Here is a 25,231-nt window from a genome sequence, read left to right as displayed (position 1 = left end):
GACACCCCTGTGGGAAGAAGTGCACACCCGCCTGTGGAGAACTCCGGGGACGGTCGGGGAAGACGGCCTACCCGAGCAGGCCGGCCACCGTGACCCGTGCGGCGCCGAGCACCGTGAGCGCCGCCAGCGCCGCCGCCACGACCACGAGGCCGGCCACCTGGGCGCCCACGGACGGCACGCGCGCGCGGCCGGGCCGCAGCCCGCCGGCCAGGGAGAACACGACGGCGACGACGGCGCCCGTCAGCAGCCCGCCCACGTGCACCTGCCAGGCCACCCCGGGCAGCAGGAACGAGAACACGAGGTTCAGGCCGATCAGCACGGCGATCGAGCGCACCTGCCCGCCCCGCACCCGGGTGAGCAGGAACAGGGCCGCGAACATGCCGTACACGGCGCCGGACGCCCCGACGACGGGCTGCAGCGGGTCCGAGACCCACAGTGCGAACACCGCACCGCCCACGGCGGAGAGCACGTAGAGGGCGAGGAACCGCCACCAGCCCAGCGCGGGCTCGAGCACGCGCCCGATCACCCACAGCGCGAGCATGTTCAGCAGCAGGTGCGTGGGGCCGGAGACGTCGTGCACGAGCGCGTAGGAGGCCATCCGCCACGGCTCCATGCCGTACGGGGACGTGTAGAGCCCGGCGTACCAGAGCGCCTCGGTCACGCCGGACGCCTGATCCCGGGTCATCCACTGCGCCGCATAGACCACCGTCGTGACCGCCAGCAGGATCCAGGTGACGGGCGAGGCGGTGAAGCCCGTCCGCCGTCGGGCCGGGACCGTCGCGGCGGCGCCGGCGGCGGGGGACGGCGTCGGAGCGGGGCTGGCCACGACGCCGGACGCACAGTCCACGCAGACCGGTCCGGCCGCGGGACCGGGACGCTGGCAGTCGAGGCACGCGGGGCGCCGGCAGACGGCGCAGCGCACATACGCCGCACGGCCCGGATGCCGCGGGCACACCGGGGGTGTGCCGTCCGCGGAGTCCGGGCCGTGCGGGTCAGAGGGGGTGGTGCTCACCGAGGGGCTGCTCAGGCCTCGTCGATGTCGATGGACTCGATGACGACGTCCTTGAGCGGGCGGTCACGGGGATCGGTGGCGACGGCGTTGAGCTCGTCCACGACCTTCTGGGAGGCCTCGTCCTTCACCTCGCCGAAGATGGTGTGCTTGCCGTTGAGCCAGCCGGTGGGCACGGAGGTGATGAAGAACTGGGAGCCGTTGGTGCCGGGGCCGGCGTTGGCCATGGCCAGCAGGTAGGGACGGTCGAACTGCAGCTCGGGGTGGATCTCGTCGCCGAACTGGTAGCCGGGGCCGCCGATGCCCATGCCGAGCGGGTCGCCGCCCTGGATCATGAAGTCCTTGATGATGCGGTGGAACACGGTGCCGGAGTACAGCGGGGCGCCGTTGTTCTTCTCACCGGTCTGCGGGTGGGTCCACTCCTGCTCGCCGGTGGCGAGGCCCACGAAGTTCTTCACGGTCTTCGGGGCGTGGTTGCCGAACAGCTCGACGACGATGTCGCCGTGGTTCGTGTGGATGGTCGCGGTGTGCGTCTTGTTCGCCATGCGCCCCATTGTTCCATCCGCGGCGGCGGGCCGTCCGGATCCCGCCGTCCGGGGTCGGGATCTTCCGCGATCGGCGTACGCACTCCCGGCGTGCCGGGACCCGTGCCACGGCGGGGGTCGGCCACTAGGCTGGGCCCCGAGGACCACCGCGTTCAACGACCATCCAGAACCCACGGGAGGCATCACATGGCTCGCAAGACCCTGCACGACGAGATCCAGCACGACGGCGGCGCGAACGCGTTCGTCGCACGCCAGGCGGAGAACCTGCGCCACTGGGCCGCCCCGAAGGTGGAGTCCACCCGCGCCTGGAGCGAGGTGGCGGCGGCCTACGGGCTGATCGGCGGCTCCGCCGCGGCCGAGGAGGGCCGCCGCAAGGCCCAGGACGCCAAGGAGGAGTACGGCCCCGTGGTCGAGCGCGGGGCGCGGAAGGCCGGTGAGGCCGTCGCGCACCAGTACGGGCTGCTGGCCCCGGCCGTCGCCAAGGGCGTGGACACCGTCCAGGACTTCCTCGAGCACCTGCAGGCCCAGGCGCAGGACGCCGGCCACGAGGTGCAGCAGCAGTTCGCCGCGGCGCGCAAGGACGCCGAGAAGGCCGCGAAGAAGGGCCGCCGTCGTGGGGGCCGCAAGGCCAAGCAGGTGCGCCGGGACGGCCGCCAGACCGCCAAGGGCCTGCGCAAGGACGCGAAGAAGGCCGCCAAGGGCGCCCGCAAGGACGCGCAGCGGTCCGCCGCCCTGTTCAGCGACCGTGCCGGCCAGGCCAAGGACGCCGCCGCCGCGGGCGGCCTGACCCTCGCCGGCCTCCTCGCCACGGGTCTGTCCGCGCTGCAGGAGCAGGGCGGGAAGGTGGCCCCGCAGGTGCAGGCCCGCCTGGCCGACGCCGGCGACTACGCCCAGCGCCGCAAGGAGGAGGTCCTTCCCGTGGCCGCCGCCCGCCTGGCCGACGGCGCCGCGCACGCCCGCAAGACCGCCCACGACGTCGAGGTCCCGGACGCCCTGGAGCAGGCCCTGATCAAGCTCACCGGGGACAAGGCGATCGTGAAGCGCCTGCGCAAGGGTGCCGAGCAGTACGCCGGCGCCGCCGAGAAGGACCTGAACCGTGCCGCCGGTCGCCGGGCCTCCCGCTCGGGTGGCCGCGCCTGGATCGTCGCGGGCATGGCGGCCGCCGCCGCCGGCGCCGGCTACGCCCTGTGGCGCCTGACCAAGCCGGTGCAGGATCCGTGGACCGCCCCGGTGCCGGGCCCGATCACCGCGAACATCCCGGTGGTGGAGGCCAACAACCCCTACGCCCAGCAGCAGAAGGTCGTGGCCGAGGCCGGCTCGGCCGCGGCGGGCCAGGGCGTGCGGGTGGACACCGCCGCCCCGGACCCGGTGGCCGCCGCCAACGCGAAGGTGCTGGGCGTCCAGCCCGGGCAGCAGCGCTGACCTGCTCCCCCGCGCTCTGAGCGCGCAGCGGACGACGCCCGGCCCGCGCATCCTCGGCAGGACCGAGGGGGCGCGGGCCGGCGCGCGTCCGGGCGCAGGTCGGGGCGGGAGCCGGTGGGCCGCCGTCGAACGGGGCGCGGGCCTTGTCCGCCGCCGGGAGCGCGCGGGAGGCTGGGAGCGCCCGGGATCCCGACGCCGGGCGGAGGAGTGATCTGCATGAGCACGACCCTGACCCTCTTCGGCCACTCGGCCGTCCGCCTCGAGAAGGCCGGTCGACGCCTCGCGTTCGACCCCGGCGCGTTCAGCGACGCGGCGGTCCTGGACGGCGCGGACGCCGTCCTCGTGACGCACGGCCACCCGGACCACGTGGTCCCCGAGCAGCTGGCCCGGGCGTTGGCCGGCACGGAGGCGCACGTGTGGGCGCCACGGGACCTCACGGGGCTGCTGGCGGAGGCGGGGCTCGACGCCGGGCACGTGCACACGGCCGTGCCCGGGGAGACGTTCGAGGCCGCCGGCTTCCGGGTGGAGGTGCTCGGCGGGGAGCACGCGGTGATCCACGCCGAGGTGCCGCGCCCGGTCAACGTGTCCTACCTCGTGGACGGGGCCGTGCTGCACCCCGGCGACTCGTTCACGGTGCCGGACGCCGACGTCGAGGTGCTCCTGCTGCCCGCCGCGGCGCCGTGGCTGCGCATCGCGGACGTGGTGGACCAGATGCGGGCCATCGCGGCGACGCACACCCGCCCCATCCACGACGGCATCCTCAGCGAGGACGGCAAGGGCGTGGTGGATCGGGTGCTCTCGGGGCTCGCCGAGGGCGTGACCGACTACCGACGCCTGGCCCCCGGGGAGCCCTGGAGGTTCTGAGGCACGGGGAGGCGACGGCGGCCGGCCCGGGGCCGGTCACCAGCTGAGGGTGATCTCCAGCTCGGCGTCGCCGTCGTCCTCGACTTCGAGCTCCACCTCGAGGCCCACGCGGTCCGGGACGGTGACGACGACGTCGCGGCCGCCGTGCTCGATCCGCACGTCGTTCTGCCGGGAGAGCTGGTCGGCGAGGTCGCGCAGGCGTGCGGCGGCCTGCTCGCGGCTGAGGGTCTGCTGCTGCTCGTGCTCGAAGAGGTCCTTGCCCATGGCACCGACGGTAGCCGGTGGGCGGGGTGCGCGCGACGGACGGGCCCCGGCGCGGCCGACACCGGGGCCCGTGCGGGTCAGCGGGACGCGGCCGGGGCGAGGGCGGGGTCGTCGTCGCGGTGGATCTCGAAGCCGGGTGCCCGGTAGGTGGGCTCCCGGCGCTTGAGGGCGCGGATGACGAGCAGGGTCACCGGCACGATGAGGATCTCCACGAGCGTCTTGTACGCGAAGCCGGTCACCGTGTAGTTCGCCAGTTCCAGCAGCGAGATGGTGCCGGCGTAGGCGATGGTGCAGAAGATCAGGGTGTCGAAGAACTGGCCGACCACGGTCGAGAGGATGAGCCGGAACGCCACGTGCCGTTCCTTCATGCGCTCCTTGAGGCGGACCACGATGGACGCGTTGAGCAGGGAGCCCACGAGGAACGCGACGAAGCCGGCCACGGTGATCCGCAGCATGGGCGCGAGGGCCTGGTCCCACACCTCGAAGCCCTCGACGGGCGTGGTCCAAGAGACCACCGTGTAGGTGAGGGCGGCGAGCACGAGCATCGCGAAGCCGAGGACGATGGCGCGGCGGGCCCGGCGCCAGCCGTACACCTCGGCGAGGATGTCGCCGACGATGTACGCGAACGGGAACAGGAAGGCGCCGCCGTCGAAGATGAGGGGGCCGCCGTCGTAGAAGAGGTCGGAGACGATCGGGACGGTGGGGCCGTAGAAGAGCTTGGCCGCGGTGACGCCGGAGAGGATCAGGAGGGCGATGAAGACGCCCACGAAGATGTCGTAGTAGCTCGCGGGCACCCGGGCGTAGGCCGGGGTGCCCTGCCCAGGGGCGGGTCGGTCGGGGGACGGGGTGTCGATGATGGTGTTCACCGGACCATCCAACACCACACGCGACGGCCACGGGCGCGGTGGGCGGGTCCGGCGGCGGGGGTTCGGGGCAGGCCATCCCCGTCCCTCCGTGGGCAGAAACGCCCTCTCTTCTGCCCACGGGGCCCGAAGTCCTGCGGTTTGTGCCCCAGGAGCCCCCGGGTCGCCGGTTTCTGCCCACGGTGCCGGCGCCGGCGGCCACCCTGGGCAGACGAAAGGGCCCGGGATTCTCACGACTCCCGGGCCCTTCTTCGGTGGAGGCAAGGGGACTCGAACCCCTAACCCCCTGCTTGCAAAGCAGGTGCGCTACCAATTGCGCCATGCCCCCGTGAGGACCGGTCAGTCCTCCGGTGCCGGCTCGACGCCGTCGGCGTCCTCCGGCAGGTCGTCCGTGGCCGTGGCCCAGACGTCCTTCCCCGCACTGTTCTCCCGCCAGAGACGCGCCCCGTAGGCGGCTGCCGCGGCGCCGACCACGAGGGCCACGCGTGCCAGTCGACCCATGGGAAGACCTCCGGAGACGAACGGAGCCCCAGCGGACCGGGGCTCTGTGTGGTGGGAGTGGGCGTACCAAGACTTGAACTTGGGACCTCTTCGTTATCAGCGAAGCGCTCTAACCGCCTGAGCTATACGCCCTCACCGTCGCTCACGGCTGACGCCGTTCACAACAGGAGATGACTGTACAGGAACGCCGACGCCCCGCGCAAATCCGCGCGGGGCGTCGTCGAGGGTCTGCTCAGTCGTCCGTCAGCGTGACGCCGAGGCCGCCCACGAGGCTCGCGCAGAGGTTGTAGAGCAGCGCGGCCACGGTGGCCAGGGCGGTCAGCAGGATGACGTTGACCACGGCCAGCACGGTGGCCAGCGAGGTCACGGTGCTCAGCGGGGCCAGGGACGCCACGGTGTAGCGCCCGGCCTCGGAGCCGAGCACGGTGCCGATCACGTCGTTGACCCTGTCGAAGATCCCGAGGACGTCGGACAGCGAGTACAGCGCCACCGCCGCCACCACCGTGAGGATGCCCAGCGCCACCGAGAGCAGGAACGCCAGCTTCAGCACGGACCACGGGTCCACCCGGGTCAGCACCAGGCGGGCGCGGCGCACCTTGGCCTTCGGGACGGCGCGGACCAGGTCCTCCTGCGAGGACCCGCTGGCCTTGCGCACCGGACGGCCGGACCGCGGCTCGGCGGCCTTCCCGGTGCTCCGTCCCTGGCCGGGACGCGACGACGCGGACGTGCTCACTGCTCTCCTCCGTCTGCACCCTCACCGGCGTCCTGCGTCAGGGCGTCCTCCGGTGCGGCTACGGGGTCGGTCGGGTCGATGTCTGCGTCCAAGGGTACATCCGGCCCCGCCTCGGCCTCGGCGTCCGCCTTCGCCTCCATCTCCTGCTCGTTGTTCAGGGTGACGGCGACGATCCGGTCCCGCTTGTCCGGCTTGGCGAAGATCACGCCCATCGTGTCGCGGCCCTTGGCCGGCACACCGGCGACGGCGGAGCGCACCACCTTGCCCGAGGCCATCACCACGAGGACCTCCTGGTCCTCGCGCACCACGAGACCGCCGGCGAGCTCGCCGCGGTCGTCCACGAGCTTGGCGACCTTGATGCCGAGGCCGCCGCGGTTCTGCAGGCGGTACTCGTCCACGTGGGTGCGCTTGGCGAAGCCGCCGTCCGTGACGGTGAAGACGTAGCCGTCCTCCTCCACCACGTCCATCGTCAGCAGGGAGTCGTCGTCGCGGAACTTCATGCCCGTCACGCCCGAGGTCGCACGGCCCATGGGACGCAGCGCCTCGTCCGTGGCGGTGAACCGCAGGGACTGGCCCTTGTGCGAGATCAGGATGAGGTCGTCGTCGGGCGAGACCACGCGGGCCGAGACCAGCTCGTCCCCCTCGCGCAGCTTGATGGCGATCAGGCCGGCGGTGCGGTTCGTGTCGTAGTCCAGCAGCGGCGTCTTCTTCACGAGGCCGCCGCGCGTGGCGAGCACGAGGTACGGGGCCCGGCCGTAGTCCACGAGCGGCTGGATCTGAGCGATCCGCTCGTCCGGCTGGAACGCGAGCAGGTTGGCCACGTGCTGGCCCTTCGCGTCGCGGCCGGCCTCGAGCAGCTCGTACGTCTTGATGCGGTACACGCGGCCGAAGTTCGTGAAGAACAGCAGCCAGTGGTGCGTGGACACGGTCAGGAAGTGCTCGACGACGTCGTCGCCGCGCAGCGTCGCCCCGCGCACGCCCTTGCCGCCGCGCGCCTGGGACCGGTACTGGTCGATCCGGGTGCGCTTGACGTAGCCGCCGCGGGTGATGGAGACGACCATCTCCTCCTCGGGGATCAGGTCCTCGATGGACATGTCGCCGTCGAAGCCGGCCATGATCTCGGTGCGGCGGTCGTCGCCGTGCTTGGCCACGATCTCGGCGAGCTCCTCGGAGATGACCTCGCGCTGACGCTGCGGGGACTCCAGGATCCGGTTGTACTCGGCGATCTTCGCCATGAGGTCGTCGTACTCGTCCTGGATCTTCTGGGACTCCAGGGCGGCGAGCTGGCGCAGCTGCATCTGCAGGATGGCCTGGGCCTGGACGTCGTCGATGTCCAGGAGCTCCTTGAGGGCCTCGCGGGCCACGTCCGCCGAGGCCGAGCGGCGGATGGTCGCGATGACCTCGTCCAGCATGTCCAGGGCCTTGAGCAGGCCGCGCAGGATGTGCGCGCGCTCCTCGGCCTTGCGCTTGCGGAACGCGGTGCGGCGCACGATCACGTCGATCTGGTGCTTCACCCAGTGGTGCACGAAGCCGTCCAGGGACAGGGTGCGCGGCACGCCGTCCACGAGCGCGAGCATGTTGGCCGAGAAGTTCGACTGCAGCTCGGTGTGCTTGTAGAGGTTGTTCAGCACCACCTTGGCGACGGCGTCGCGCTTGAGCACGATCACCAGGCGCTGGCCGGTGCGGCCGGAGGTCTCGTCGCGCATGTCCGCGATGCCGCTGATCTTGCCGTCCCGCACCATCTCCGCGATCTTCGCGGCCAGGTTGTCCGGGTTGGTCATGTAGGGCAGCTCGGTGACCACGAGGCACGTGCGGCCCTGGATCTCCTCCACGTTGACCACGGCGCGCATGGTGATGGGGCCGCGGCCGGTCCGGTAGACCTCCTCGATGCCCTTGCGGCCCAGGATCTGGGCGCCCGTGGGGAAGTCGGGGCCGTGCACGCGGGCCAGGAGCGCCTCGAGCAGCTCCTCGCGGGTGGCCTCGGGGTGCTCGAGATACCACTGCACGCCCGCGGCCACCTCGCGCATGTTGTGCGGCGGGATGTTCGTGGCCATGCCGACGGCGATGCCCGAGGAGCCGTTGACCAGCAGGTTCGGATACCGGGCGGGCAGGACGACGGGCTCCTGCTGCTTGCCGTCGTAGTTGTCCTGCATGTCGACGGTGTCCTCGTCGATGTCCCGGACCATCTCCATGGCCAGCGGGGCCATCTTGGTCTCGGTGTAGCGCTGGGCGGCCGCGCCGTCGTTGCCCGGGGAGCCGAAGTTGCCCTGGCCGAGCGCCAGCGGGTAGCGCTGGACCCAGTCCTGGATGAGGCGCACGAGGGCGTCGTAGATCGCGGTGTCGCCGTGCGGGTGGTAGTTGCCCATCACGTCGCCCACCACGCGGGCGGACTTGTTGAACGCACGGTCCGGGCGGTAGCCGCCGTCGTACATCGCGTAGAGCACGCGACGGTGCACGGGCTTGAGGCCGTCGCGCACGTCCGGCAGCGCGCGGCCGACGATCACGGCCATCGCGTAGTCCAGGTACGAGCGCTTCATCTCCGACTCGAGGTCGACGGGCTCGACCTTGTCGGCGGCGCCCTCGGGGAGCACGTAGTGCTCGACCTCGATGTCCAGGCCGGTCTGGCCGGTCTGCGGGGTCGGGGCGCCCTCGACGGGCTCGTCCGGGGTCTGGGGGGTGGTCTCGTCGCTCACGCGGGTCCTCTCGTGCTCCCCGCGACGGCGGGGAGGATGGTCGGCTCAGGCAGGTCTGCGGGTCCGGCTCAGACGTCCAGGAAGCGGATGTCCTTGGCGTTCTGCTGGATGAAGGTGCGGCGGGACTCCACGTCCTCGCCCATGAGCATGGAGAAGACGGCGTCCGCGGCGGCGGCGTCCTCCATGGTCACCTGCAGCAGGGTGCGGTGCTCCGGGTCCATGGTGGTGTCCCACAGCTCCTGGTAGTTCATCTCGCCCAGGCCCTTGTAGCGCTGCACCCCGTTGTCCTTGGGGTAGCGCCAGCCCTTGGCCAGGCCGGCCTCGACGGCGGCGTCGCGCTCCTCGTCCGAGAACACGTAGTCGTGCGGGGCGTTGGACCACTTGATGCGGTACAGCGGCGGCTGCGCGAGGAACACGTGGCCGGCCTCGATGAGCGGGCGCATGTACCGGAACAGGACGGTCAGCAGCAGCGTGGTGATGTGCTGGCCGTCCACGTCCGCATCCGCCATGAGCACGATCTTGTGGTACCGCAGCTTGGAGATGTCGAACTCCTCGCCGATGTTGGTGCCGAACGCCGTGATCATCGACTGGATCTCGGCGTTGCCGAGGGCCTTGTCCAGGCGGGCGCGCTCCACGTTCAGGATCTTGCCGCGCAGCGGCAGGATGGCCTGCGTCTCCGGGTTGCGGCCCTGCTTGGCCGAGCCGCCGGCGGAGTCGCCCTCCACGATGTACACCTCGCAGCGCTCGGGGTCCTTCGAGGAGCAGTCGGCCAGCTTGCCGGGCATGCCGAAGGACTCCAGCGGGGACTTGCGGCGCGCGTTGTCCCGGGCCTTGCGGGCGGCCAGGCGGGCGTGCGAGGCCATGATGGCCTTGCGGATGATCTCCTTGGCCGGGCCCGGATTGCGCTCGAACCAGTCGCCGAGGTGGTCCGTGACCGCCTTGGACACGAACCCGCGGGCCTCGGAGTTGCCGAGCTTGGTCTTGGTCTGGCCCTCGAACTGCGGCTCGGAGAGCTTCACGGAGATCACGGCGGTCAGGCCCTCGCGGATGTCCTCGCCCGTGAGGTTGTCCTCCTTGGGCTTGAGGATCTCCTTCTCCCGCGCGTAGCGGTTGACCAGGGAGGTCAGCGCGGCGCGGAAGCCCTCCTCGTGGGTGCCGCCCTCGTGGGTGTTGATCGTGTTCGCGTAGGTGTGCACGGACTCCGAGTAGGCGGAGGTCCACTGCATGGCCACCTCGACGGCCATGGAGCGGCCGTCCGAGAGGTCCTCGGCCTCGAAGGCGATGACGTCGTCGTGGACGTACTCGACCTTCTTGGCGGAGTTGAGGTGCTGGACGTAGTCGAGCAGGCCGTTCTCGTACAGGTAGGTGACGGAGCGGCGCTGGGGCTCCTGCTCCGCGTCCTCCGCCAGGCCGTTCTCCGCGACGTCCTCGCCGGCGGCGCCCTCGCCCGCGATCTCGTCGTCGACGACCTCGTTGGACTCCTGGACGCGCTCGTCCGTGAGGGTGATGCGCAGGCCCTTGTTGAGGAAGGCCATCTGCTGGAAGCGGGCGCGCAGGGTCTCGTAGTCGAACTCGATCGAGTCGAAGATCTCCGGGTCCGGGTAGAACGTCTGCACGGTGCCCGTGGCGTCCGTGGCCTCACCCTTGACCAGCTCGCCCTGGGGCACGCCGCCGTCCGCGAAGGACATGCGCCACGCGTGCCCCTGACGGCGGACCTCGGTGTCCACGCGGCGGGAGAGCGCGTTGACCACGGAGATGCCCACGCCGTGCAGGCCGCCCGAGACGGCGTAGCCGCCGCCGCCGAACTTGCCGCCGGCGTGCAGGATCGTCATGACGACCTCGACGGTCGGCCTCCCCTCGGTGGGGTGCAGGTCCACGGGGATGCCGCGGCCGTCGTCCGCCACGCGCACGCCGCCGTCGGCCTGCAGCGTGACGTCGATGCCGGTGGCGTAGCCGGCCAGCGCCTCGTCCACGGAGTTGTCCACGACCTCGTACACGAGGTGGTGCAGGCCCCGCGGGCCGGTGGAGCCGATGTACATGCCGGGGCGCTTGCGGACGGCCTCGAGGCCCTCGAGCACGGTGATGGCGCTGGCGCCGTACTCACCGGGCACCTTCCGGTCCTTCACCGGGGCCTCGGGCTGCCCGACGGCGTCCGGCACGGCCTCCGGGTTCGGCGCGGCCGACGCGGCGGTCGGCTCCTCCGCGGGGTTCTCGGGCATGGCGTCAACCACGGGTGGCTCACTTCCTCGGACGTCGGCGGCAGGGTCGACCCGCGCGCAGGCGCGCGACGCCGCCCGGACAGGACCGGCACGCGACACGCTCCCGCAGATCCACGGGGGCGGGGGCCGGACGACAACCGGCCCCCTCTCACTGGTCCCAGTGTACCGCCTGACACCCCGAGGGCCCGCATCGACGGGGGTCCGCCACGGGAGAACACCCGCTCAGCGGCCAGGGACACGGCTCAGGACGTGCGCAGGAGACCGCCCATGCCTCCCGGGCCGTCACCGACCCTGTGAGCGCGCCAGAGCGGCGCCCATGGCCTCGCCGCGTCCGGGACGCCGTCGTGCGCCGCGGGGGGGCAGCCCCGGACTCAGCCGTAGGTGTCGCGCGGCCCGCGGCCGCCGCGCACGGTGCGCGGCCCCTTGCGCCAGCTCGGGGCCTGCGGGCCCGCCACGTCGATGCGGGTCACGACGCCGGGCCCGAGCGCCTCGTCGAAGCGCTGCAGGAGCACGGGGCTCATCAGGCGCAGCTGCGTGGCCCACGCGGTGGAGCTCGTCCGGACCCGCACCACGGAGTCCTCGAAGCTCTCCGGGCGGCAGTGCAGCGCGATCTCCGGCCCCACCAGCTCGGCCCAGCGGGTGAGCACGGAGCCGACCGCCACGGGGGTGGACCAGCCACGGTCGCGGATGAGCCGGCCGAACACGGTGGACACCGTGGCCGGGTCCCGGTCCGCACCCCCGAACGGGCGCCGACGGTCCTGCCGCTCCCGGCCGGCCGACGTCGTGCCCGCCATGGCCCCGGCCAGGCCCGCGCCCGTCCCCCGCGCCCGCAGCGGCGCCTCGCCCCGCTCCCGGGCGGCCTCGCGGACCCGGCGCAGCTGCACGAGCGCCAGGTCCGGCCGGTCCGGCTCGAACGGGGCGGGGGTCTCAGCCATCGGCGCCGCCCTCGCGCCGGGGCTCGCGGATGTCCCCCTCCACGGGGGCCGCGGCGGTCACGGCCTCGGAGCCCTCCGCGTCCTGGCGGATGAGCACGCGGTGGGCCGTGAGCTCCTCGGGGACGTCCTCGAGCGCGGCGGCCGTGACGATCACCTGCTCGGCCCGGTGCACGAGCGCGGCGAGGCGGCGGCGACGGGCGGCGTCGAGCTCCGCGAACACGTCGTCCAGGATCAGGACGGGGCGGGCGTCGGGGTCCGGGTCGTTGGCCACGAGCACGTCGTAGGCCGCCATGCGCAGGGCGAGCGCCAGCGACCACGTCTCCCCGTGGGAGGCGTAGCCGCGCGCGGGCGCCGGGCCCAGGAAGAGGGCGAGCTCGTCCCGGTGCGGGCCCACCAGGGTGAGCGCCCGCGCCCGCTCCTCCTCCCGTTGGGCCTCGAGCGTCCGGTGCATGTCCGCGGCCAGGTCCGCCACGGCCGGGACCTCCGCGTGGGTGCCACGGGCCAGCGGGACGGTGGACTCGTAGGCGTAGGCCGCGGCCTTGGAGCCGTTGGTCAGCGCCGCGTACATCTCCTGGAGGGGGCGGGCCAGCAGGCGCAGCACGTGCAGGCGGCCGTGGAGCAGGCGGGCGCCGGCGGCGCAGAGGTGCTCGTCCCAGACGGCGAGGGTCGCGTCCTCCTCGGGGCCCCAGCGGCGAGAGCCGCGGCTCGACTTGAGCAGGGCGTTGCGCTGGCGCAGCACGCGTTCGTAGTCGGCGGCGGCCTCACCGAGGGCCGGACGCAGCTGCACCATGAGCTGGTCGAGGAGACGACGACGGCCACCGGGCTCCCCCGTCACGAGGCTCAGGTCCTCCGGGGCGAAGACCACGGTGCGCAGGATCCCGAGGCCCTCCTTCGCCCGCACGGGGGCGCCGCGGTTGATGGCCACCCGGTTGGACCGGCCCGGCAGGATCTCCAGCTCGAGGGCGACGGTGCGGGACCCGCGGTGCACGCGCCCGGCGATCCGGGCCCGGTCCCGGCCGAAGCGCACGAGCTGCGCGTCCGAGCTGACCCGGTGGGACTGCTGGGCGCCGAGGTAGCCGATCGCCTCCACGAGGTTGGTCTTGCCCACCCCGTTGGCCCCGAGCAGCACCGTGGACCCCGGCGTCAGCTCCAGGTCGGCCCAGCGGTAGGACCGGAAGTCCGCGACGGTGAGGTGGGACAGGTACACGGGAGCGTCCAGCCCCCTGCGTCAGGCGATGCGCACCGGCATCACGAGGTAGCGGTAGTCGGAGACGACGCCGTCCTCCTGGTTCACGCCGGTGAGCAGGGCGGGCTTGGGCGCGGACGTGAACGCGAAGCGCACCTGCGGCTGGTCCACCACGGCCAGGCCCTCGGAGAGGTAGGACGGGTTGAACGCCACGGTGATGTCCTCGCCCTCGAGCGTGCACGGCACGGACTCGTTGGCGCTCGCGTCGTCGCCGGTGCCGGCGTCCAGGGTGACCTGGCCGTCCGTGAACACCATGCGCAGGGCGGTGTTGCGCTCGGCGACGAGGGCCACGCGGCGGGACGCCTCGACCAGGGCGGCGGTGTCCACCACGGCCTGGATGGGGCTGGACTCGGGGAAGAGCGAGCGGATCTTGGGGTACTCGCCGTCCACGAGCACGGAGGTGGTGCGACGGCCGCCGGAGGCGAAGCCCACGAGGTCGGCGGTCTGACCGAGCAGGATCTCCAGGTCGCCGCCGGAGCCGAGGGACTTGGCGACCTCGGTGAGCGTGCGCGCCTTGATGAGCAGCGACGTCGAGAGGGACGGGTCCGCCGGGGTCCAGCGGATCTCCTTCATGGCCAGCCGGTAGCGGTCCGTGGCCAGGAAGGTCATGGTGTCGCCCTCGATCTCCACCTTCACGGCGGTGAGGATCGGCAGGGTGTCGTCCTTGGAGGCGGCGACGGTGACCTGGGCGACGGCGTGGGCGAACGCGGCGCCGTCCACGGTGCCCGCGGGGGCCGGCAGCTCGGGCAGGGCCGGGTAGTCGCCCACGGGCATCGTGGCCAGGGCGAAGCGGGAGGAGCGGCAGGTGACGAGCACCTTGCCGCCGTCGAGCTCCACCGTGACCTGGGCCTGCGGCAGGGAGCGGACGATGTCGTTCAGCAGGCGGCCGGAGACGAGCACCTGGCCCGCGGTCTCGACGTCGGCCTCGATCTCCAGGCGCGCGGAGGTCTCGTAGTCGAAGCTCGCGATGGACACGACGCCGGCCTCGGCCGTGATCAGCAGGCCCGAGAGCACCGGCACCGGCGGGCGCGGGGACAGGGAGCGTGCGGCCCAGGAGACGGCGTCGGTGAGGATGTCGCGTTCGACGGTGAACTTCACGAGCTGCACTGCCTCTCTGGGGGTGATGACGGGGGTTGCGGGCCCGGGGGGAACGGCGACACGCGGGCCTCAGCATAGGCGGTCCGCGCGGTGGGTGTCAGGTCGCCCACGAATGACAGTGGTGTGATTCCACGGATTCCGAGCGCACGGGCGCAGCCCGGGCCCTCGAGGCGCTCAGCTCGGTGCGGGGCGGCGGAGATGATGTTGCTTGGCGGGATCTCTCCAGAGGGATCAGAAGGAGTGGTAGCGGGTGTGGATCCTGTGGAGAACGCGGTTCTGCCGCGCCGACATGCGGATCCGGTTGGGGGAACCGTGTGGACGCCCGCTCGTTCGGGGTGTGCATCCGATGTGGACGAGACTCGGAGGCCCTCCCCCCGCTCTGCACAGGCCCGACCGGAGTTGTCCAGACTCATCCCCGGATCCACCCCCCAGTTGTCCACATTCCTGTCCACAGGGTGCGTCCACACCCGTCGAAATCCGCGAGATCATGCGGTTTTCGGCTGTGGAGATCTGTGGATACGTGTGGACCATCGAATGACACCCGTGTGATTCACCAGCCTGTGCACCGTCGTCGTCCCCAGGGGTGTGGACGCGGCGTGAGCGGCCTGATTCCGCCATCCACAGGGGCGGAGGTTGTCCACAGCACCGGGGGTTCTCCACAGAGTTGTCCACACCGGTGGACAATGTGGAAGAAGGCTCGAGTCCCGGTCGAAGGTTCGAACCGGGACTCGAGGGTGGGACAGCGGGTGGCTCAGGCGCCGCGCTGCTTCCGCTTGATCTCGTTGGTGAGCTCGGTGACCTGGTTGTAGATCGTCCGCCGCTCGGCCATCAGCTCGCGGATCTTGCGGTCCGCGTGGATGACGGTGGTGTGGTCGCGGCCGCCCAGGACCTGGCCGATCTTGGGCAGGGACATCTCGGTCAGCTCGCGCAGCAGGTACATGGCGATCTGCCGCGCCGTCACCAGCGTGCGGGTGCGGGACTTGCTGGTCAGCTCCTCGAGGGTGAGATTGAAGTACTCCCCCGTGGCGTGCAGGATCAGCTCCGGGGTGATCTCGTGCGCCGTCTCGTCCGTGATCAGGTCCTTGAGCACATGCTCGGCCAGCTCGATGTCCACGGTCTGCCGGTTGAGCGAGGCGAACGCGGTCACGCGGATCAGCGCGCCCTCGAGCTCGCGGATGTTCGTGGAGATGCGCGAGGCGATGTACTCCAGCGCCTCCGGCGGGGCCACGAGCCCCTCGGCCTCCGCCTTCTTCCGGAGGATCGCGATGCGCGTCTCGAGGTCCGGCGGCTGGATGTCCGTGATCAGCCCCCACTCGAAGCGGGAGCGCAGCCGGTCCTCGAACCCGGAGAGCTGCTTGGGCGGCAGGTCCGAGGTGATGACCACCTGCTTGTTGTTGTTGTAGAGCGTGTTGAAGGTGTGGAAGAACTCCTCGACCGTCGCCTCCTTGTCCGCCAGGAACTGGATGTCGTCGATCAGCAGGATGTCCACGTTGCGGTAGACCTGCTTGAACGAGGCGCCCTCGTCGTGGCGGATGGAGTTGATGAAGTCGTTGGTGAACTCCTCCGAGTTCACGTACCGCACCCGCAGGCCCGGGTAGAGGCGACGGGCGTAGTGCCCGATCGCGTGCAGCAGGTGCGTCTTGCCCAGGCCGGACTCGCCGTAGATGAACAGCGGGTTGTACGCCTTCGCCGGCGCCTCGGCCACCGCGTTCGCGGCGGCGTGCGCGAACCGGTTGGACGAGCCGATCACGAACGTCTCGAAGTGGTAGCGGTCGTTGAGGCGGCTGGTCTCCGCGGACGTCGACGGCGGCGCGGGGGTCGGCTTGCCGTTCCCGCTCGGGGCCGCGGTCGCAGCGGGCGCGACGTCGGCCGGCGGCTCGATGCGGAAGCCCGGCAGCTCCTCGGCGACGGCGCGGCGGGAGGTGGCGGCGGTCGCAGCCGGGGGCAGCTCGACGTCCGGCACCGCGGCGGCGGCCGGTCCGCCCGCGAGGGAGGAGCGGCGGGCCTCGGACGAGGGGGTCCGCGGCGGCTGCAGGTTCGCGTCGATCGAGATGGCCAGCAGGATCTCCTCGCGGAACTCCTTGGTCAGGGCGTCCGTGAGGGCGTCGGCCACCTGGGTGCCCTGGAGCGTCTCGCGGGTGGTCTCGTTCGGCACGGCCAGCAGGAGCGTGTTGCCGATGAGGCCCTGCGGCTGGGCCAGGTAGACGAAGCCCATGAGGCGGGCGCTGACCCGCGCGTCGTCCTCGAGGGAGCCCACGACGGAGCGCCACGAGCTGAGCACGGCCTGGTCTGCCACCACGGAGGCTTCCTTTCCTGGGGCAGACGTCCCCGAGGACGGGGGCGGCTGCGCGAGACGGACGACGGTGCTCGGAGTCTAACGGTTGTCCACAGGGTTGTGCACAGACGGTGGACAACCCCTATCATCCTGTGGACGACCGCCCCGGGCGCCCACGGGCGTCCGGGATCCGCGCGCACCCGTTTGACCCCTGCGTACCCCGGCCACTAGAGTTGTCTGGTCCCCCGGGTGTCGGTTGATCGTGCCCGCCGGGGATTTCATGTCAGAGCCTCACCGGTCCTTCCCCCTGGTCCACCTGCTCAGGTCGACGGTCGAAGGCACACAACACGTCGTGGAGAGATCACAGTGACCAAGCGCACGTTCCAGCCCAACAACCGCCGTCGTGCCCGCAAGCACGGCTTCCGTGCCCGCATGCGCACCCGCGCCGGCCGCGCCATCCTGTCCGCTCGCCGCGGCAAGAACCGCGCCGAGCTGTCCGCCTGAGGACCTCGGTCCAGGGACGGCGCGCCCCGTGCTGCCCCGTGACCGTCGCGTCCGCACGCCCGCGGAGTTCCGTCACCTCGGTCGCACCGGCACCCGCGCGGGTCGGCGCACCGTCGTGGTGAGCGTCGCCACGGACCCCGATCAGACCCGGTCCACGTCGCCGAGCGCCCCTCGGCCGCGGGCCGGGTTCGTCGTGTCCAAGGCCGTGGGGAACGCGGTGACCCGCAACCGGGTGAAGCGGCGGCTGCGCGCCGTCGTCGCGGATCAGATGCGCCTGCCCCCGCTGCGCGACCTGCCGGTTCTGGTGCAGGTCCGCGCGCTGCCGGCCGCCGCCGAGGCGGACTACGCGCTGCTGCGCCGCGAGACCGTCGGCGCGCTCGGCAAGGCCCTGAAGCCGCACCTGCCCGCCGCCTCGGAGCACGCGTAGATGACCGTCACGCCCTCGCCCTTCGTCGTGCTCGAGCCCTCCCGTGAGTGGGGGCCGCTGCGCGCGCTGCCGTCCGCCCTGCTGGCGGGCCTGCTCACGGTCTATCGGGCCGTGGTCTCCCCGCTGTACGGACCCGTGTGCCGGTTCTTCCCCAGCTGCTCCGCCTACGGGCTGGAGGCCGTGCACGTGCACGGCGCGGTGAAGGGGTCGTGGCTCGCCGCGCGGCGCATCGGCCGGTGCCATCCCTGGAACGACGGCGGCGTGGACCCGGTCCCGCCCGGGCACCGACGCTGGCCGCCGGGCCGGCAGCCGCGCATCCTCGCCCTGAACCACCCTCCCATCCCACCTGATCTCCCGCAGGAGGATTGACCCCCATGTTCGAAGCCATCCTCTCCCCGTTCCGCTGGCTGATGTCCTGGCTGCTCGGGGCGTTCCACAGCATCCTGGAGTTTGCGGGCCTGCCCGCGGACTCCGGCTGGACGTGGGCCCTGTCCATCCTCCTGCTGGTGGTGCTCATCCGCACCCTGCTGATCCCGCTGTTCGTCAAGCAGATCAAGGCGCAGCGCGCCATGCAGGCCATCCAGCCCGAGCTGCAGAAGCTGCAGGCCAAGTACAAGGGCAAGAAGGACCAGCTCTCCCGCCAGGCCATGGCCATGGAGCAGCAGGCGCTCATGAAGGAGCACAAGGCGAACCCGTTCGCCGCCTGCCTGCCGCTGCTGATCCAGATGCCGTTCTTCTTCGCGCTGTACCAGGTGCTGATCGGCGCCCGCGGCGCGGCCGAGCGCGGCGAAGCCATGGACGCCCTGTCCGCGGACCAGATCCGCTCCTTCGAGGGCTCCACGATCTTCGGCGCCCGCATGTCGGACACCTTCATGAACTCGCTCGGCGCGCCGGGCAGCACGCCCGTGATCGTCACGGCGATCGTGCTGATCCTGCTGATGTCGGGCTCGATGTTCTTCATGCAGAAGATGCTCATGACGAAGAACATGACGCAGCAGGCCCTCTCCGGCCCGATGATGCAGACGCAGCAGATCATGCTCTACGCCATGCCCCTGATCTTCGGCATCGGCGGCATCAACTTCCCCATCGGCGTGCTCCTGTACTGGACCTACTCCAACTTCTGGGCCGTCGGCCAGCAGTGGTGGATCATCCGCAACAACCCGACCCCGGGCTCCCTCGCCGAGAAGGAGCTCAACGAGCGCCGCGCCGCCAAGGGCCTGCCCCCCGTGGGCCAGAAGGTGTCGAACGCCGAGGCCACGCCCTCGTCCGCGCACACCCAGGCGGGCCGCGGCGGTGCCGTGCTGAACGGTGAGGTCGTCCGCCAGTCGGGTCAGCGCGTCCAGCCCCAGCGCAAGAACCGCAGGAGGAAGTGAGCATGTCCGCCGAGAACGTGACCCCGGCCCCCGAGGCCGAGGACGCCGTCGTCGAGACCCCCGCGGGCCAGGGCTCCCGCGTCGCGGAGCAGGACGATGCCGCCGTCTCGGAGGCGGTGCGCCGCCTCGAGGAGGAGGGCGACGTCGCCGCGGACTACGTCGAGGAGCTGCTCGACATCGCGGACCTGGACGGGGACATCGACATCGAGGTCCGCGACGGGCGCACGTACGTGTCCGTCGTCTCCGAGGACCACGACGAGCGCCTGGACGGCCTCGTCGGTCCCGACGGCCGCACCCTGGAGGCCCTGCAGGAGCTCGTCCGGCTGGCCGTGCTCGCCGCCACGGGGCACCGCTCCCGGCTGATCCTGGACGTCTGCGGGCACCGGGAGCGCCGCAACGTCGCCCTGCGCACCGCCGCCCAGGCGGCCGTCGAGCGCGTCCGCGCCGGCGAGGGTCCCGTGCACCTCGAGCCCATGGGCGCGTACGAGCGCAAGATCGTCCACGACGTCGTCGCGGACGCCGGCCTGACCTCCGAGTCGGAGGGCGAGGGCGCCCGCCGGCACGTGGTCATCTCCGCCGATGACTGAGCGGGGCTCGGCCTACGAGCGGCGCCCCGGGCTGGATCCGCGGGACCGGGGCGACCGTCCCGCACCCGTGGGACAGCCGGCACCGCCGCTGACCGATGCGCTGCGGCCGGCCGCCGTCGAGCTGTTCGGCGAGGCCCTCCCCCGGGCCGAGGCGTACGTGGCCCACCTGGCGGACACCGGCATCGAGTGGGGCCTGATCGGTCCGCGCGAGGCGCCCCGTCTCTGGGAGCGCCACGTCCTGAACTGCGCCGTGGTCGAGGAGCTCCTCCCGCAGGGTGCGCTCGTGGCCGACGTCGGCTCCGGTGCGGGCCTGCCCGGCCTGTGCCTCGCGCTCGCGCGCCCCGACTGCCAGTTCCTGCTCATCGAGCCGCTCGAGCGGCGCGTGGAGTGGCTGGACATGGTGGTCGCCGACCTCGGCCTGGAGAACGTGGACGTGATCCGCGGCCGCGCCGAGCAGGTCTCCGGGAACCTCGACGTCGACGTCGTGACCGCCCGCGCCGTGTCCGCGCTGAAGACCCTCGTGCCGCTGACCATGCCGATGCTGCAGGGCGCCGGGGAGCTGCTGGCCATCAAGGGCCGCTCCGCGGCCGACGAGATCGCCGCCGCCCGCAAGGTCCTGCGCAAGTATGGTGGTGCCGAGCCCGAGATCCTCACGGTGGGCGAGGGCCTGCTGCCCGAGACCACCACCGTCGTGCGCGTCAGCGCGCGTCCCCGCTGACCCCTCCCCCACCGGGACGGGACGGGCCGGGCGGCAGCAGATCCGCACACCCGCGACCCAGGAGGTAGAGCCGCATGGCGCAGGAGCAGGAGAGCCGGGGTGGGGCCTGGAGGGCCCTGCGCCAGAAGTGGACCGGCCGGACCGCCGAGAAGGGCGGCGCCGACGCCGAGGAGCCCGCGCGGCTCCAGCGGCGCCGTCTGACGCGCCCCGACCGCACCCGCGTGTTCACGACGTCCAACCAGAAGGGCGGCGTCGGCAAGACGACGACGACGGTCAACCTCGCCGCGGCCCTCGCCCGCGCGGGCATGCGGGTGATGGTGGTCGACATCGACCCGCAGGGCAATGCGTCCACCGCGCTGAACATCCCCCACACCGGAGACGTGGCCTCCGTGTACGACGTGCTCCTGGGCGAGATGGAGATCCAGGACGTCGTGCAGGACGCCCCGGACGTGGACGGCCTGCAGGTGGTGCCCGCGACGATCGACCTGGCCGGTGCCGAGATCGAGCTGGTCTCGCTGGTGGCCCGCGAACAGCGACTGTCTCGAGCGCTCGAGGCGTACACCGCCTGGCGCGAGGAGGACGGCCAGGAGCGGCTGGACTACGTGTTCATCGACTGCCCGCCGTCCCTGGGCCTGCTGACGGTCAACGCGTTCGTGGCGGCCGAGGAGGTGCTCATCCCGATCCAGGCCGAGTACTACGCCCTCGAGGGCCTCTCCCAGCTGCTCAAGAACGTGCAGATGATCCAGAAGCACCTGAATCCGCGCCTCCAGGTGAGCACCATCCTGCTGACGATGTTCGACGCGCGGACCAACCTCGCCGTGCAGGTGGCGGAGGAGGTCCGGACGCACTTCCCGGAGCAGCTGCTGAACACCGCGATCCCCCGCAACGTCCGCATCTCCGAGGCCCCCAGCTATCAGCAGACGGTGCTGACCTACGACCCGGCCTCGGCCGGCGCCGTGGCGTACCGGGAGGCGGCTGCAGAGATCGCCAGCCGCGGTGCCCCGGCCGTGAAGGGCTGACGCGCAGGCGACCCGCTGCTGCGGTCGCCGGATGGCGCTGCCGACGACGACGGAGCCCGCCGGAGGGAGCGATCCCCCGGCGGGCTTCGTCGTGAGTGAGTGCGGCCCGGGGGATGAGGGGTGAAAAGACAAGCGGAATCGCTGGGCATGGCGGACGGCCGTGTTTCACGTGAAACGGCCCTCTCTGAGGGTGCGCGCGTGGTGCCGCCGCGGCGGGACGATGGGGAGGGGTGCCCGTGGTCGACCGCTTCCGACAGACATGCCGCCCTCTCCTCCCCTGGGCCGAGCCCTCTGCCGCTCCGTCGTGGGCGGGGCGCATCTGTCGCCGGGCGTGGGGGTAGCAGGGGCGGCGACGCACGAAGTCACGGGGAGGACGGTTTTGCCCTGGAGCGGGACCGCGGCTGTGATGGCCGGCCGGCGGTGCACCGTGCGTTGAGGTGCGCCTCGGGAGCTGCGCGGTTCGTAGGGAACGTCCTGGCCGGCTGGTGCGGACGTGCAGGGCATGGCCCGTCCCTGCCCCTCAGGCGGGCTCGTGGCAGCCCCGAGAATGCAGCCGTCGAGCAGGCCGGGTGCCGTGGCTGGGTGCCCCCTCCCCCCACGTCAGACCTCCTCGCCGTCGGTGACGTGCAGGGAATCGGGGGCCAGAGCGGAGCTCGAGTCAGAGTGCCGTCGCGGGGGTGCGCGGCCGGTCTGTCAGTCAGCGTGTCCGAGAGGGCACGTGAGCGGCGAGGTGGTCTCCTGTGATTCGTCTGAGTTGGAGGGGCCGATTGGGGGCGCCTGAAGCTCAGTTCGGCTGTGCATTCCTGTGTGCGGAGAAAGAGAGCCTCCAGTGAGGAAGCGCGGTCGTGTGCCCCCAGTGTATACAGAGACAAGTGGTTGAGCTGGCCAACAAGCGTCTTGACGTGGTCACCAGCGAACGTCGATGTTGATATGTGGACAACATCTGTGGACAGTGTACGTCTAGGGTGTGCGGCCGTAGATGCCTCTGCGGTGCTGATGAGCCCTGCTCAGTCTCCTGTCGCGTCTGACGACTGGGCACGGGGACGGCGTGTGAATGGTGACTGCGGTGGAGGCCCCCCGGGAAGCCCGCGGCGGCTCCGTGCGGGATGGGGCGGGCCGTGTGGTTCTGTCTTGCAGCGACGTGGGAACCAGGGCGTCGAGTAATCGGCCGGTCGCCGGGGGTTTCACGTGAAACACGGTGGTTCCGCGCTCACCTAGCGTCGATCCCTGACCGCAGCTGTACGCGGATGGAGGCATTGAAGACCCAGTTTCCCCACGAGGCGGTCCTGAAACTTTGATGGGCGGCCTCAGCTGACAGGACGGATGGAGTCAGTGGGTGGGGTGGAGCGCCGGCCGCGTCACTGTACTGCCGCCCGTGACATCGGCGACCACATCGAGCAGTACTGTCAACGGCGGAAGTGGATGCTCGCTGCCCCGACATGCGACCCGCGACCCGGCGTTCCCTCCCAGCCGTTTCACGTGAAACTGAACGACCGGTGATCGGGGCTCACTAGATCGAGCCAGTACCATCAGCGACGCGGCAAGTCTGAACCTCTCAAGATATAGAGGACCCTGCGCACGCCGGCCTCGGGGTGCGACCCGCTGGTGGGCGAGCTTCCATGGATGAGCGCACGGTCGATTCTTCGAACGATACGTTTCACGTGAAACGAGCTTCGGGTGAAAGCGCCGTGCCGCGAGGTCACAATCCCAGGCGATCCAGGGAGCACACGATCCGTGCCGGGAGCGAGCTGACTGAGAATGGCGCAGGAATGTGGCACTGACTTGCGGGTGAGCGAGCACGTGGCCCACCCGAACTCATGTCGTACTTGGATGACAGACTCGTCCGTGTTTCACGTGAAACGCGGATGGTGAAGCAGCGTTCAATTCGTGAGCTGCGCGGGTGTGAGGAAGCACTGACGGCGAAGCGACGAGCAGGCCGAGCTCATCCGTTCGGCGATTCGAGTGTTCACATCACACCGAGGGGAAGTCGGACGAGTGCTTCGCTGCTGGTCCGCCATTGCGCGTCCGATGAAGCACATCATCATGCGGGTAGCCAGCGATCTGAGTACCGTCCGCACGGAGGGCTGATCGGCCCGGGAATACATGAAAAACAAACTGAACAACCGTGATTCTGATACCGCCCGCTCGTCGTCGCGGGCTCGCGTTTCATGTGAAACGAGTGAACCTCGAGAGGGAACATGAGGAGGTCTTGAGGATTGCAGCGGCACCCTTCCGAAGCGCCCCCACTCGGAGTGTTCCACGTGAAACACTCACGCTCGCGGCAGGTGCTGTCCGCGCGCCCGCATCCTGCCATCCGAGCCCAATGCGGACGTCTCACCCCAGAACCGAGGCCCGAACCTCGCCGCGCCCCTTGCACGTGTCAGGCCCTCGCGCGCCCCCCGGCGGTCAGGGCCAGAGCTCCTTGAGAAGTGTCTTCCCGCCGACCGGGGCCATCGAGACCAGGCCGCTCACCTACACTGATCGCAGACCCACTCACTGCAGGAGGACCCGTTGAAGACGAGCCGTCGAGGAGGCCTGGGGCGAGGCCTCGGCGCCCTGATCCAGAGCACTGTAGAAGCCCCGGAAGAGAACGCCGAGGCCTCCTCCCCGAGGGACTCTGCGGTGCCGGTGAAGAGCGGCCCGAAGGCTGCCGCGGCAGCGGAGGCAACCACGACATCGACGCGGAGCACCGCGACGACCGAGACGCCAGGGGAGTCCAACGAGCCCGCCCCGTCGGCCTCGCAGCGGAAGACCGCGGGCCGAACGACACAGGCCGGGAAATCAACGGCTGCGACTGGCCGGAACGCCACGTCCGCCACGAAGGCAGGGCCCACCTCGTCGAAGCGTGCCTCGCGACCCGCGCAGCGTCCCGTCGACGTGTTCTTCTCCGCAGACTCCGAGGATGCACCCGCGGCGCGGCCGACCAAGGGGCGTCCGGCCATGCCGACGGTGAAGGCGCCCAGCAAGCGTGCCACCTCCGCGACGTCGTCGAGGAAGGAACCGGCGGACTCGACCGCGGACCCCGTCGCGACCGAGGGGACCGTGTCCGCGGACATCGCGGTCCTGCGGGAGATCCCGGTGGGGGACATCCACCCCAACCCGCGGCAGCCGCGTGAGGTGTTCGACGAGGACCACATGGCGGAACTGGTCACCTCGATCCGCGAGGTCGGCATCCTGCAGCCGATCGTCGTGCGCGAGGTGGACGGCCCCACCCCCTACGAGCTGATCATGGGCGAGCGCCGGTGGCGCGCCACCCAGAAGGCGGGTCTGGACACCATCCCGGCGATCGTCCGCCAGACCCCGGACCAGGACCTCCTGCGGGACGCCCTGCTGGAGAACCTGCACCGCTCCCAGCTGAACCCGCTCGAAGAGGCCGCCGCCTACCAGCAGCTCATGGAGGACTTCGCCTGCACGCAGGAGGAGCTCTCCCAGCGCATCGGCCGCTCCCGTCCGCAGATCTCCAACACGCTGCGGCTGCTCAAGCTGCCGCCCCTCGTGCAGCGTCGCGTGGCCGCCGGCACGCTCTCGGCCGGCCATGCGCGTGCGCTGCTCGGTCTCACGGACCCGTCGGACATGGAGCGTCTGGCGCAGCGGATCCAGTCGGAGGGCTTGTCCGTCCGGGCCACGGAGGAGGCTGTCGCGCAACTGCAGGGCGGGCTCCGGCCGGGCCGCACGCCGCGGCGCAGCACGGACGACGCCCGCCACGAGCGCCTGGACCACTACGCCACCGCGCTCACCAGCCGCCTGGACACCGCCGTAAAGATCACCCTCGGCGCGCGCAAGGGCCGCATCGCCATCGACTTCACCACCGTGGAGGACCTGAACCGCATCATGGACCTCATTCAGGACGGCGAGGACGGCAAGGGGAAGGGCAAGAAGTCCTGATCCGGACCTCCCGCGGACGGCGTCCACGGGCACCCGCCGCTTGTCCTGAAG

22 protein-coding genes and 2 tRNA genes are annotated in these 25,231 nt (G+C 71.3%); 10 read left to right on the top strand and 14 right to left on the bottom strand.

What is annotated here, in order from left to right; all coding sequences use genetic code 11:
* Positions 1-67: 67 nt before the first annotated feature.
* Together CITRIK5_RS10350 and CITRIK5_RS10345 are read right to left on the bottom strand one after the other, a co-directional pair.
* Positions 68-847 (bottom strand): rhomboid family intramembrane serine protease, encoded by a 780-nt coding sequence (locus tag CITRIK5_RS10350; protein ID WP_101965669.1) that lies wholly within the window; start codon positions 845-847, stop codon positions 68-70.
* Positions 848-1,023: 176 nt separating this feature from the next.
* Entirely contained in the window at positions 1,024-1,554 is a 531-nt protein-coding gene (locus tag CITRIK5_RS10345; RefSeq protein WP_123244086.1) for a peptidylprolyl isomerase, read from the bottom strand.
* A 186-nt stretch (positions 1,555-1,740) separates the two neighbouring features.
* Here CITRIK5_RS10345 and CITRIK5_RS10340 point away from each other — a divergent pair, with 186 nt between their 5' ends.
* Together CITRIK5_RS10340 and CITRIK5_RS10335 are read left to right on the top strand one after the other, a co-directional pair.
* The gene (locus CITRIK5_RS10340) at positions 1,741-2,976 is read left to right on the top strand and encodes a hypothetical protein (protein ID WP_123244074.1); all 1,236 of its coding nucleotides are present in this window, start codon (positions 1,741-1,743) and stop codon (positions 2,974-2,976) included.
* A 216-nt stretch (positions 2,977-3,192) separates the two neighbouring features.
* The gene (locus CITRIK5_RS10335; RefSeq protein WP_123244075.1) at positions 3,193-3,840 is read left to right on the top strand and encodes an MBL fold metallo-hydrolase; all 648 of its coding nucleotides are present in this window, start codon (positions 3,193-3,195) and stop codon (positions 3,838-3,840) included.
* A 36-nt stretch (positions 3,841-3,876) separates the two neighbouring features.
* On the opposite strand, the gene CITRIK5_RS10330 is transcribed toward CITRIK5_RS10335, so the two are convergent.
* The 12 genes from CITRIK5_RS10330 to dnaA form a co-directional block, all read right to left on the bottom strand.
* Entirely contained in the window at positions 3,877-4,104 is a 228-nt protein-coding gene (locus CITRIK5_RS10330) for an amphi-Trp domain-containing protein (RefSeq protein WP_123244076.1), read from the bottom strand.
* A gap of 77 nt (positions 4,105-4,181) precedes the next feature.
* Positions 4,182-4,970, bottom strand: coding sequence for a queuosine precursor transporter (locus CITRIK5_RS10325; protein ID WP_123244077.1), 789 nt, complete (start codon positions 4,968-4,970; stop codon positions 4,182-4,184).
* A gap of 252 nt (positions 4,971-5,222) precedes the next feature.
* A tRNA-Ala gene (locus tag CITRIK5_RS10320) sits at positions 5,223-5,295 on the bottom strand.
* Between the two features lie 11 nt (positions 5,296-5,306).
* Positions 5,307-5,468: a hypothetical protein gene (locus CITRIK5_RS10315; RefSeq protein ID WP_010079767.1), complete on the bottom strand. Its 162-nt coding sequence runs from the start codon at positions 5,466-5,468 to the stop codon at positions 5,307-5,309.
* 58 nt (positions 5,469-5,526) lie between these two features.
* Positions 5,527-5,600, bottom strand: a tRNA-Ile gene (locus tag CITRIK5_RS10310).
* 100 nt (positions 5,601-5,700) lie between these two features.
* The gene (locus CITRIK5_RS10305) at positions 5,701-6,201 is read right to left on the bottom strand and encodes a DUF3566 domain-containing protein (protein WP_010079768.1); all 501 of its coding nucleotides are present in this window, start codon (positions 6,199-6,201) and stop codon (positions 5,701-5,703) included.
* A complete protein-coding gene (gene gyrA, locus CITRIK5_RS10300) occupies positions 6,198-8,894 on the bottom strand; it encodes a DNA gyrase subunit A (RefSeq protein ID WP_123244078.1) in 2,697 nt (898 codons plus the stop codon). The genes CITRIK5_RS10305 and gyrA overlap by 4 nt, the downstream gene beginning before the upstream one ends.
* A 68-nt stretch (positions 8,895-8,962) precedes the next feature.
* Positions 8,963-11,113, bottom strand: a complete 2,151-nt coding sequence (gyrB, locus tag CITRIK5_RS10295; RefSeq protein ID WP_201294454.1) for a DNA topoisomerase (ATP-hydrolyzing) subunit B — start codon at positions 11,111-11,113, stop codon at positions 8,963-8,965.
* A gap of 371 nt (positions 11,114-11,484) precedes the next feature.
* Entirely contained in the window at positions 11,485-12,048 is a 564-nt protein-coding gene (locus CITRIK5_RS10290) for a DUF721 domain-containing protein (RefSeq protein WP_002856448.1), read from the bottom strand.
* Entirely contained in the window at positions 12,041-13,255 is a 1,215-nt protein-coding gene (recF, locus tag CITRIK5_RS10285) for a DNA replication/repair protein RecF (protein ID WP_159833621.1), read from the bottom strand. The genes CITRIK5_RS10290 and recF overlap by 8 nt, the downstream gene beginning before the upstream one ends.
* 21 nt (positions 13,256-13,276) lie before the next feature.
* Positions 13,277-14,392, bottom strand: coding sequence for a DNA polymerase III subunit beta (gene dnaN, locus CITRIK5_RS10280; protein ID WP_002856446.1), 1,116 nt, complete (start codon positions 14,390-14,392; stop codon positions 13,277-13,279).
* Positions 14,393-15,143: 751 nt separating this feature from the next.
* Positions 15,144-16,691: a chromosomal replication initiator protein DnaA gene (dnaA, locus tag CITRIK5_RS10275; protein ID WP_044659943.1), complete on the bottom strand. Its 1,548-nt coding sequence runs from the start codon at positions 16,689-16,691 to the stop codon at positions 15,144-15,146.
* Positions 16,692-17,033: 342 nt separating this feature from the next.
* Here dnaA and rpmH point away from each other — a divergent pair, with 342 nt between their 5' ends.
* From rpmH to CITRIK5_RS10235, 8 genes are all read left to right on the top strand, one after another.
* Positions 17,034-17,171, top strand: a complete 138-nt coding sequence (gene rpmH / locus CITRIK5_RS10270; RefSeq protein WP_002856443.1) for a 50S ribosomal protein L34 — start codon at positions 17,034-17,036, stop codon at positions 17,169-17,171.
* Between the two features lie 28 nt (positions 17,172-17,199).
* Positions 17,200-17,598: a ribonuclease P protein component gene (gene rnpA, locus CITRIK5_RS10265; RefSeq protein WP_002856442.1), complete on the top strand. Its 399-nt coding sequence runs from the start codon at positions 17,200-17,202 to the stop codon at positions 17,596-17,598.
* A complete protein-coding gene (yidD, locus tag CITRIK5_RS10260; protein ID WP_002856440.1) occupies positions 17,599-17,967 on the top strand; it encodes a membrane protein insertion efficiency factor YidD in 369 nt (122 codons plus the stop codon).
* Between the two features lie 5 nt (positions 17,968-17,972).
* Positions 17,973-18,971, top strand: coding sequence for a membrane protein insertase YidC (yidC, locus tag CITRIK5_RS10255; protein WP_049145020.1), 999 nt, complete (start codon positions 17,973-17,975; stop codon positions 18,969-18,971).
* A gap of 2 nt (positions 18,972-18,973) precedes the next feature.
* Positions 18,974-19,558 carry a R3H domain-containing nucleic acid-binding protein gene (locus CITRIK5_RS10250; RefSeq protein ID WP_049145024.1) on the top strand — a complete coding sequence of 195 codons (585 nt, stop codon included), beginning with the start codon at positions 18,974-18,976 and terminating at the stop codon, positions 19,556-19,558.
* Positions 19,551-20,276 (top strand): 16S rRNA (guanine(527)-N(7))-methyltransferase RsmG, encoded by a 726-nt coding sequence (gene rsmG / locus CITRIK5_RS10245; protein WP_095353493.1) that lies wholly within the window; start codon positions 19,551-19,553, stop codon positions 20,274-20,276. The genes CITRIK5_RS10250 and rsmG overlap by 8 nt, the downstream gene beginning before the upstream one ends.
* A gap of 74 nt (positions 20,277-20,350) precedes the next feature.
* Complete coding sequence (locus tag CITRIK5_RS10240) at positions 20,351-21,295, top strand: ParA family protein (RefSeq protein ID WP_036384450.1); 945 nt, start codon at positions 20,351-20,353, stop codon at positions 21,293-21,295.
* A gap of 2,511 nt (positions 21,296-23,806) precedes the next feature.
* The gene (locus CITRIK5_RS10235; protein ID WP_081097781.1) at positions 23,807-25,180 is read left to right on the top strand and encodes a ParB/RepB/Spo0J family partition protein; all 1,374 of its coding nucleotides are present in this window, start codon (positions 23,807-23,809) and stop codon (positions 25,178-25,180) included.
* The last annotated feature ends 51 nt before the right edge of the window (positions 25,181-25,231 follow it).

This window comes from Micrococcus sp. 116 (genome assembly GCF_902506395.1).
In the GTDB taxonomy this organism is placed as follows: domain Bacteria; phylum Actinomycetota; class Actinomycetes; order Actinomycetales; family Micrococcaceae; genus Micrococcus; species Micrococcus luteus.
This window is presented reverse-complemented; position numbering and strand designations above follow the sequence as displayed.

Excerpts from the sequence above, each read along its gene's own strand:
- CITRIK5_RS10345 (WP_123244086.1), bottom strand. The coding sequence starts at position 1,554 with ATGGCGAACAAGACGCACACCGCGACCATCCACACGAACCACGGCGAC.
- CITRIK5_RS10250 (WP_049145024.1), top strand. The coding sequence starts at position 18,974 with ATGTCCGCCGAGAACGTGACCCCGGCCCCCGAGGCCGAGGACGCCGTC.
- CITRIK5_RS10340 (WP_123244074.1), top strand. The coding sequence starts at position 1,741 with ATGGCTCGCAAGACCCTGCACGACGAGATCCAGCACGACGGCGGCGCG.
- gyrB (WP_201294454.1), bottom strand. The coding sequence starts at position 11,113 with ATGCCCGAGAACCCCGCGGAGGAGCCGACCGCCGCGTCGGCCGCGCCG.
- rsmG (WP_095353493.1), top strand. The coding sequence starts at position 19,551 with ATGACTGAGCGGGGCTCGGCCTACGAGCGGCGCCCCGGGCTGGATCCG.
- CITRIK5_RS10290 (WP_002856448.1), bottom strand. The coding sequence starts at position 12,048 with ATGGCTGAGACCCCCGCCCCGTTCGAGCCGGACCGGCCGGACCTGGCG.
- CITRIK5_RS10240 (WP_036384450.1), top strand. The coding sequence starts at position 20,351 with ATGGCGCAGGAGCAGGAGAGCCGGGGTGGGGCCTGGAGGGCCCTGCGC.
- CITRIK5_RS10330 (WP_123244076.1), bottom strand. The coding sequence starts at position 4,104 with ATGGGCAAGGACCTCTTCGAGCACGAGCAGCAGCAGACCCTCAGCCGC.
- CITRIK5_RS10335 (WP_123244075.1), top strand. The coding sequence starts at position 3,193 with ATGAGCACGACCCTGACCCTCTTCGGCCACTCGGCCGTCCGCCTCGAG.
- CITRIK5_RS10315 (WP_010079767.1), bottom strand. The coding sequence starts at position 5,468 with ATGGGTCGACTGGCACGCGTGGCCCTCGTGGTCGGCGCCGCGGCAGCC.
- yidC (WP_049145020.1), top strand. The coding sequence starts at position 17,973 with ATGTTCGAAGCCATCCTCTCCCCGTTCCGCTGGCTGATGTCCTGGCTG.
- yidD (WP_002856440.1), top strand. The coding sequence starts at position 17,599 with ATGACCGTCACGCCCTCGCCCTTCGTCGTGCTCGAGCCCTCCCGTGAG.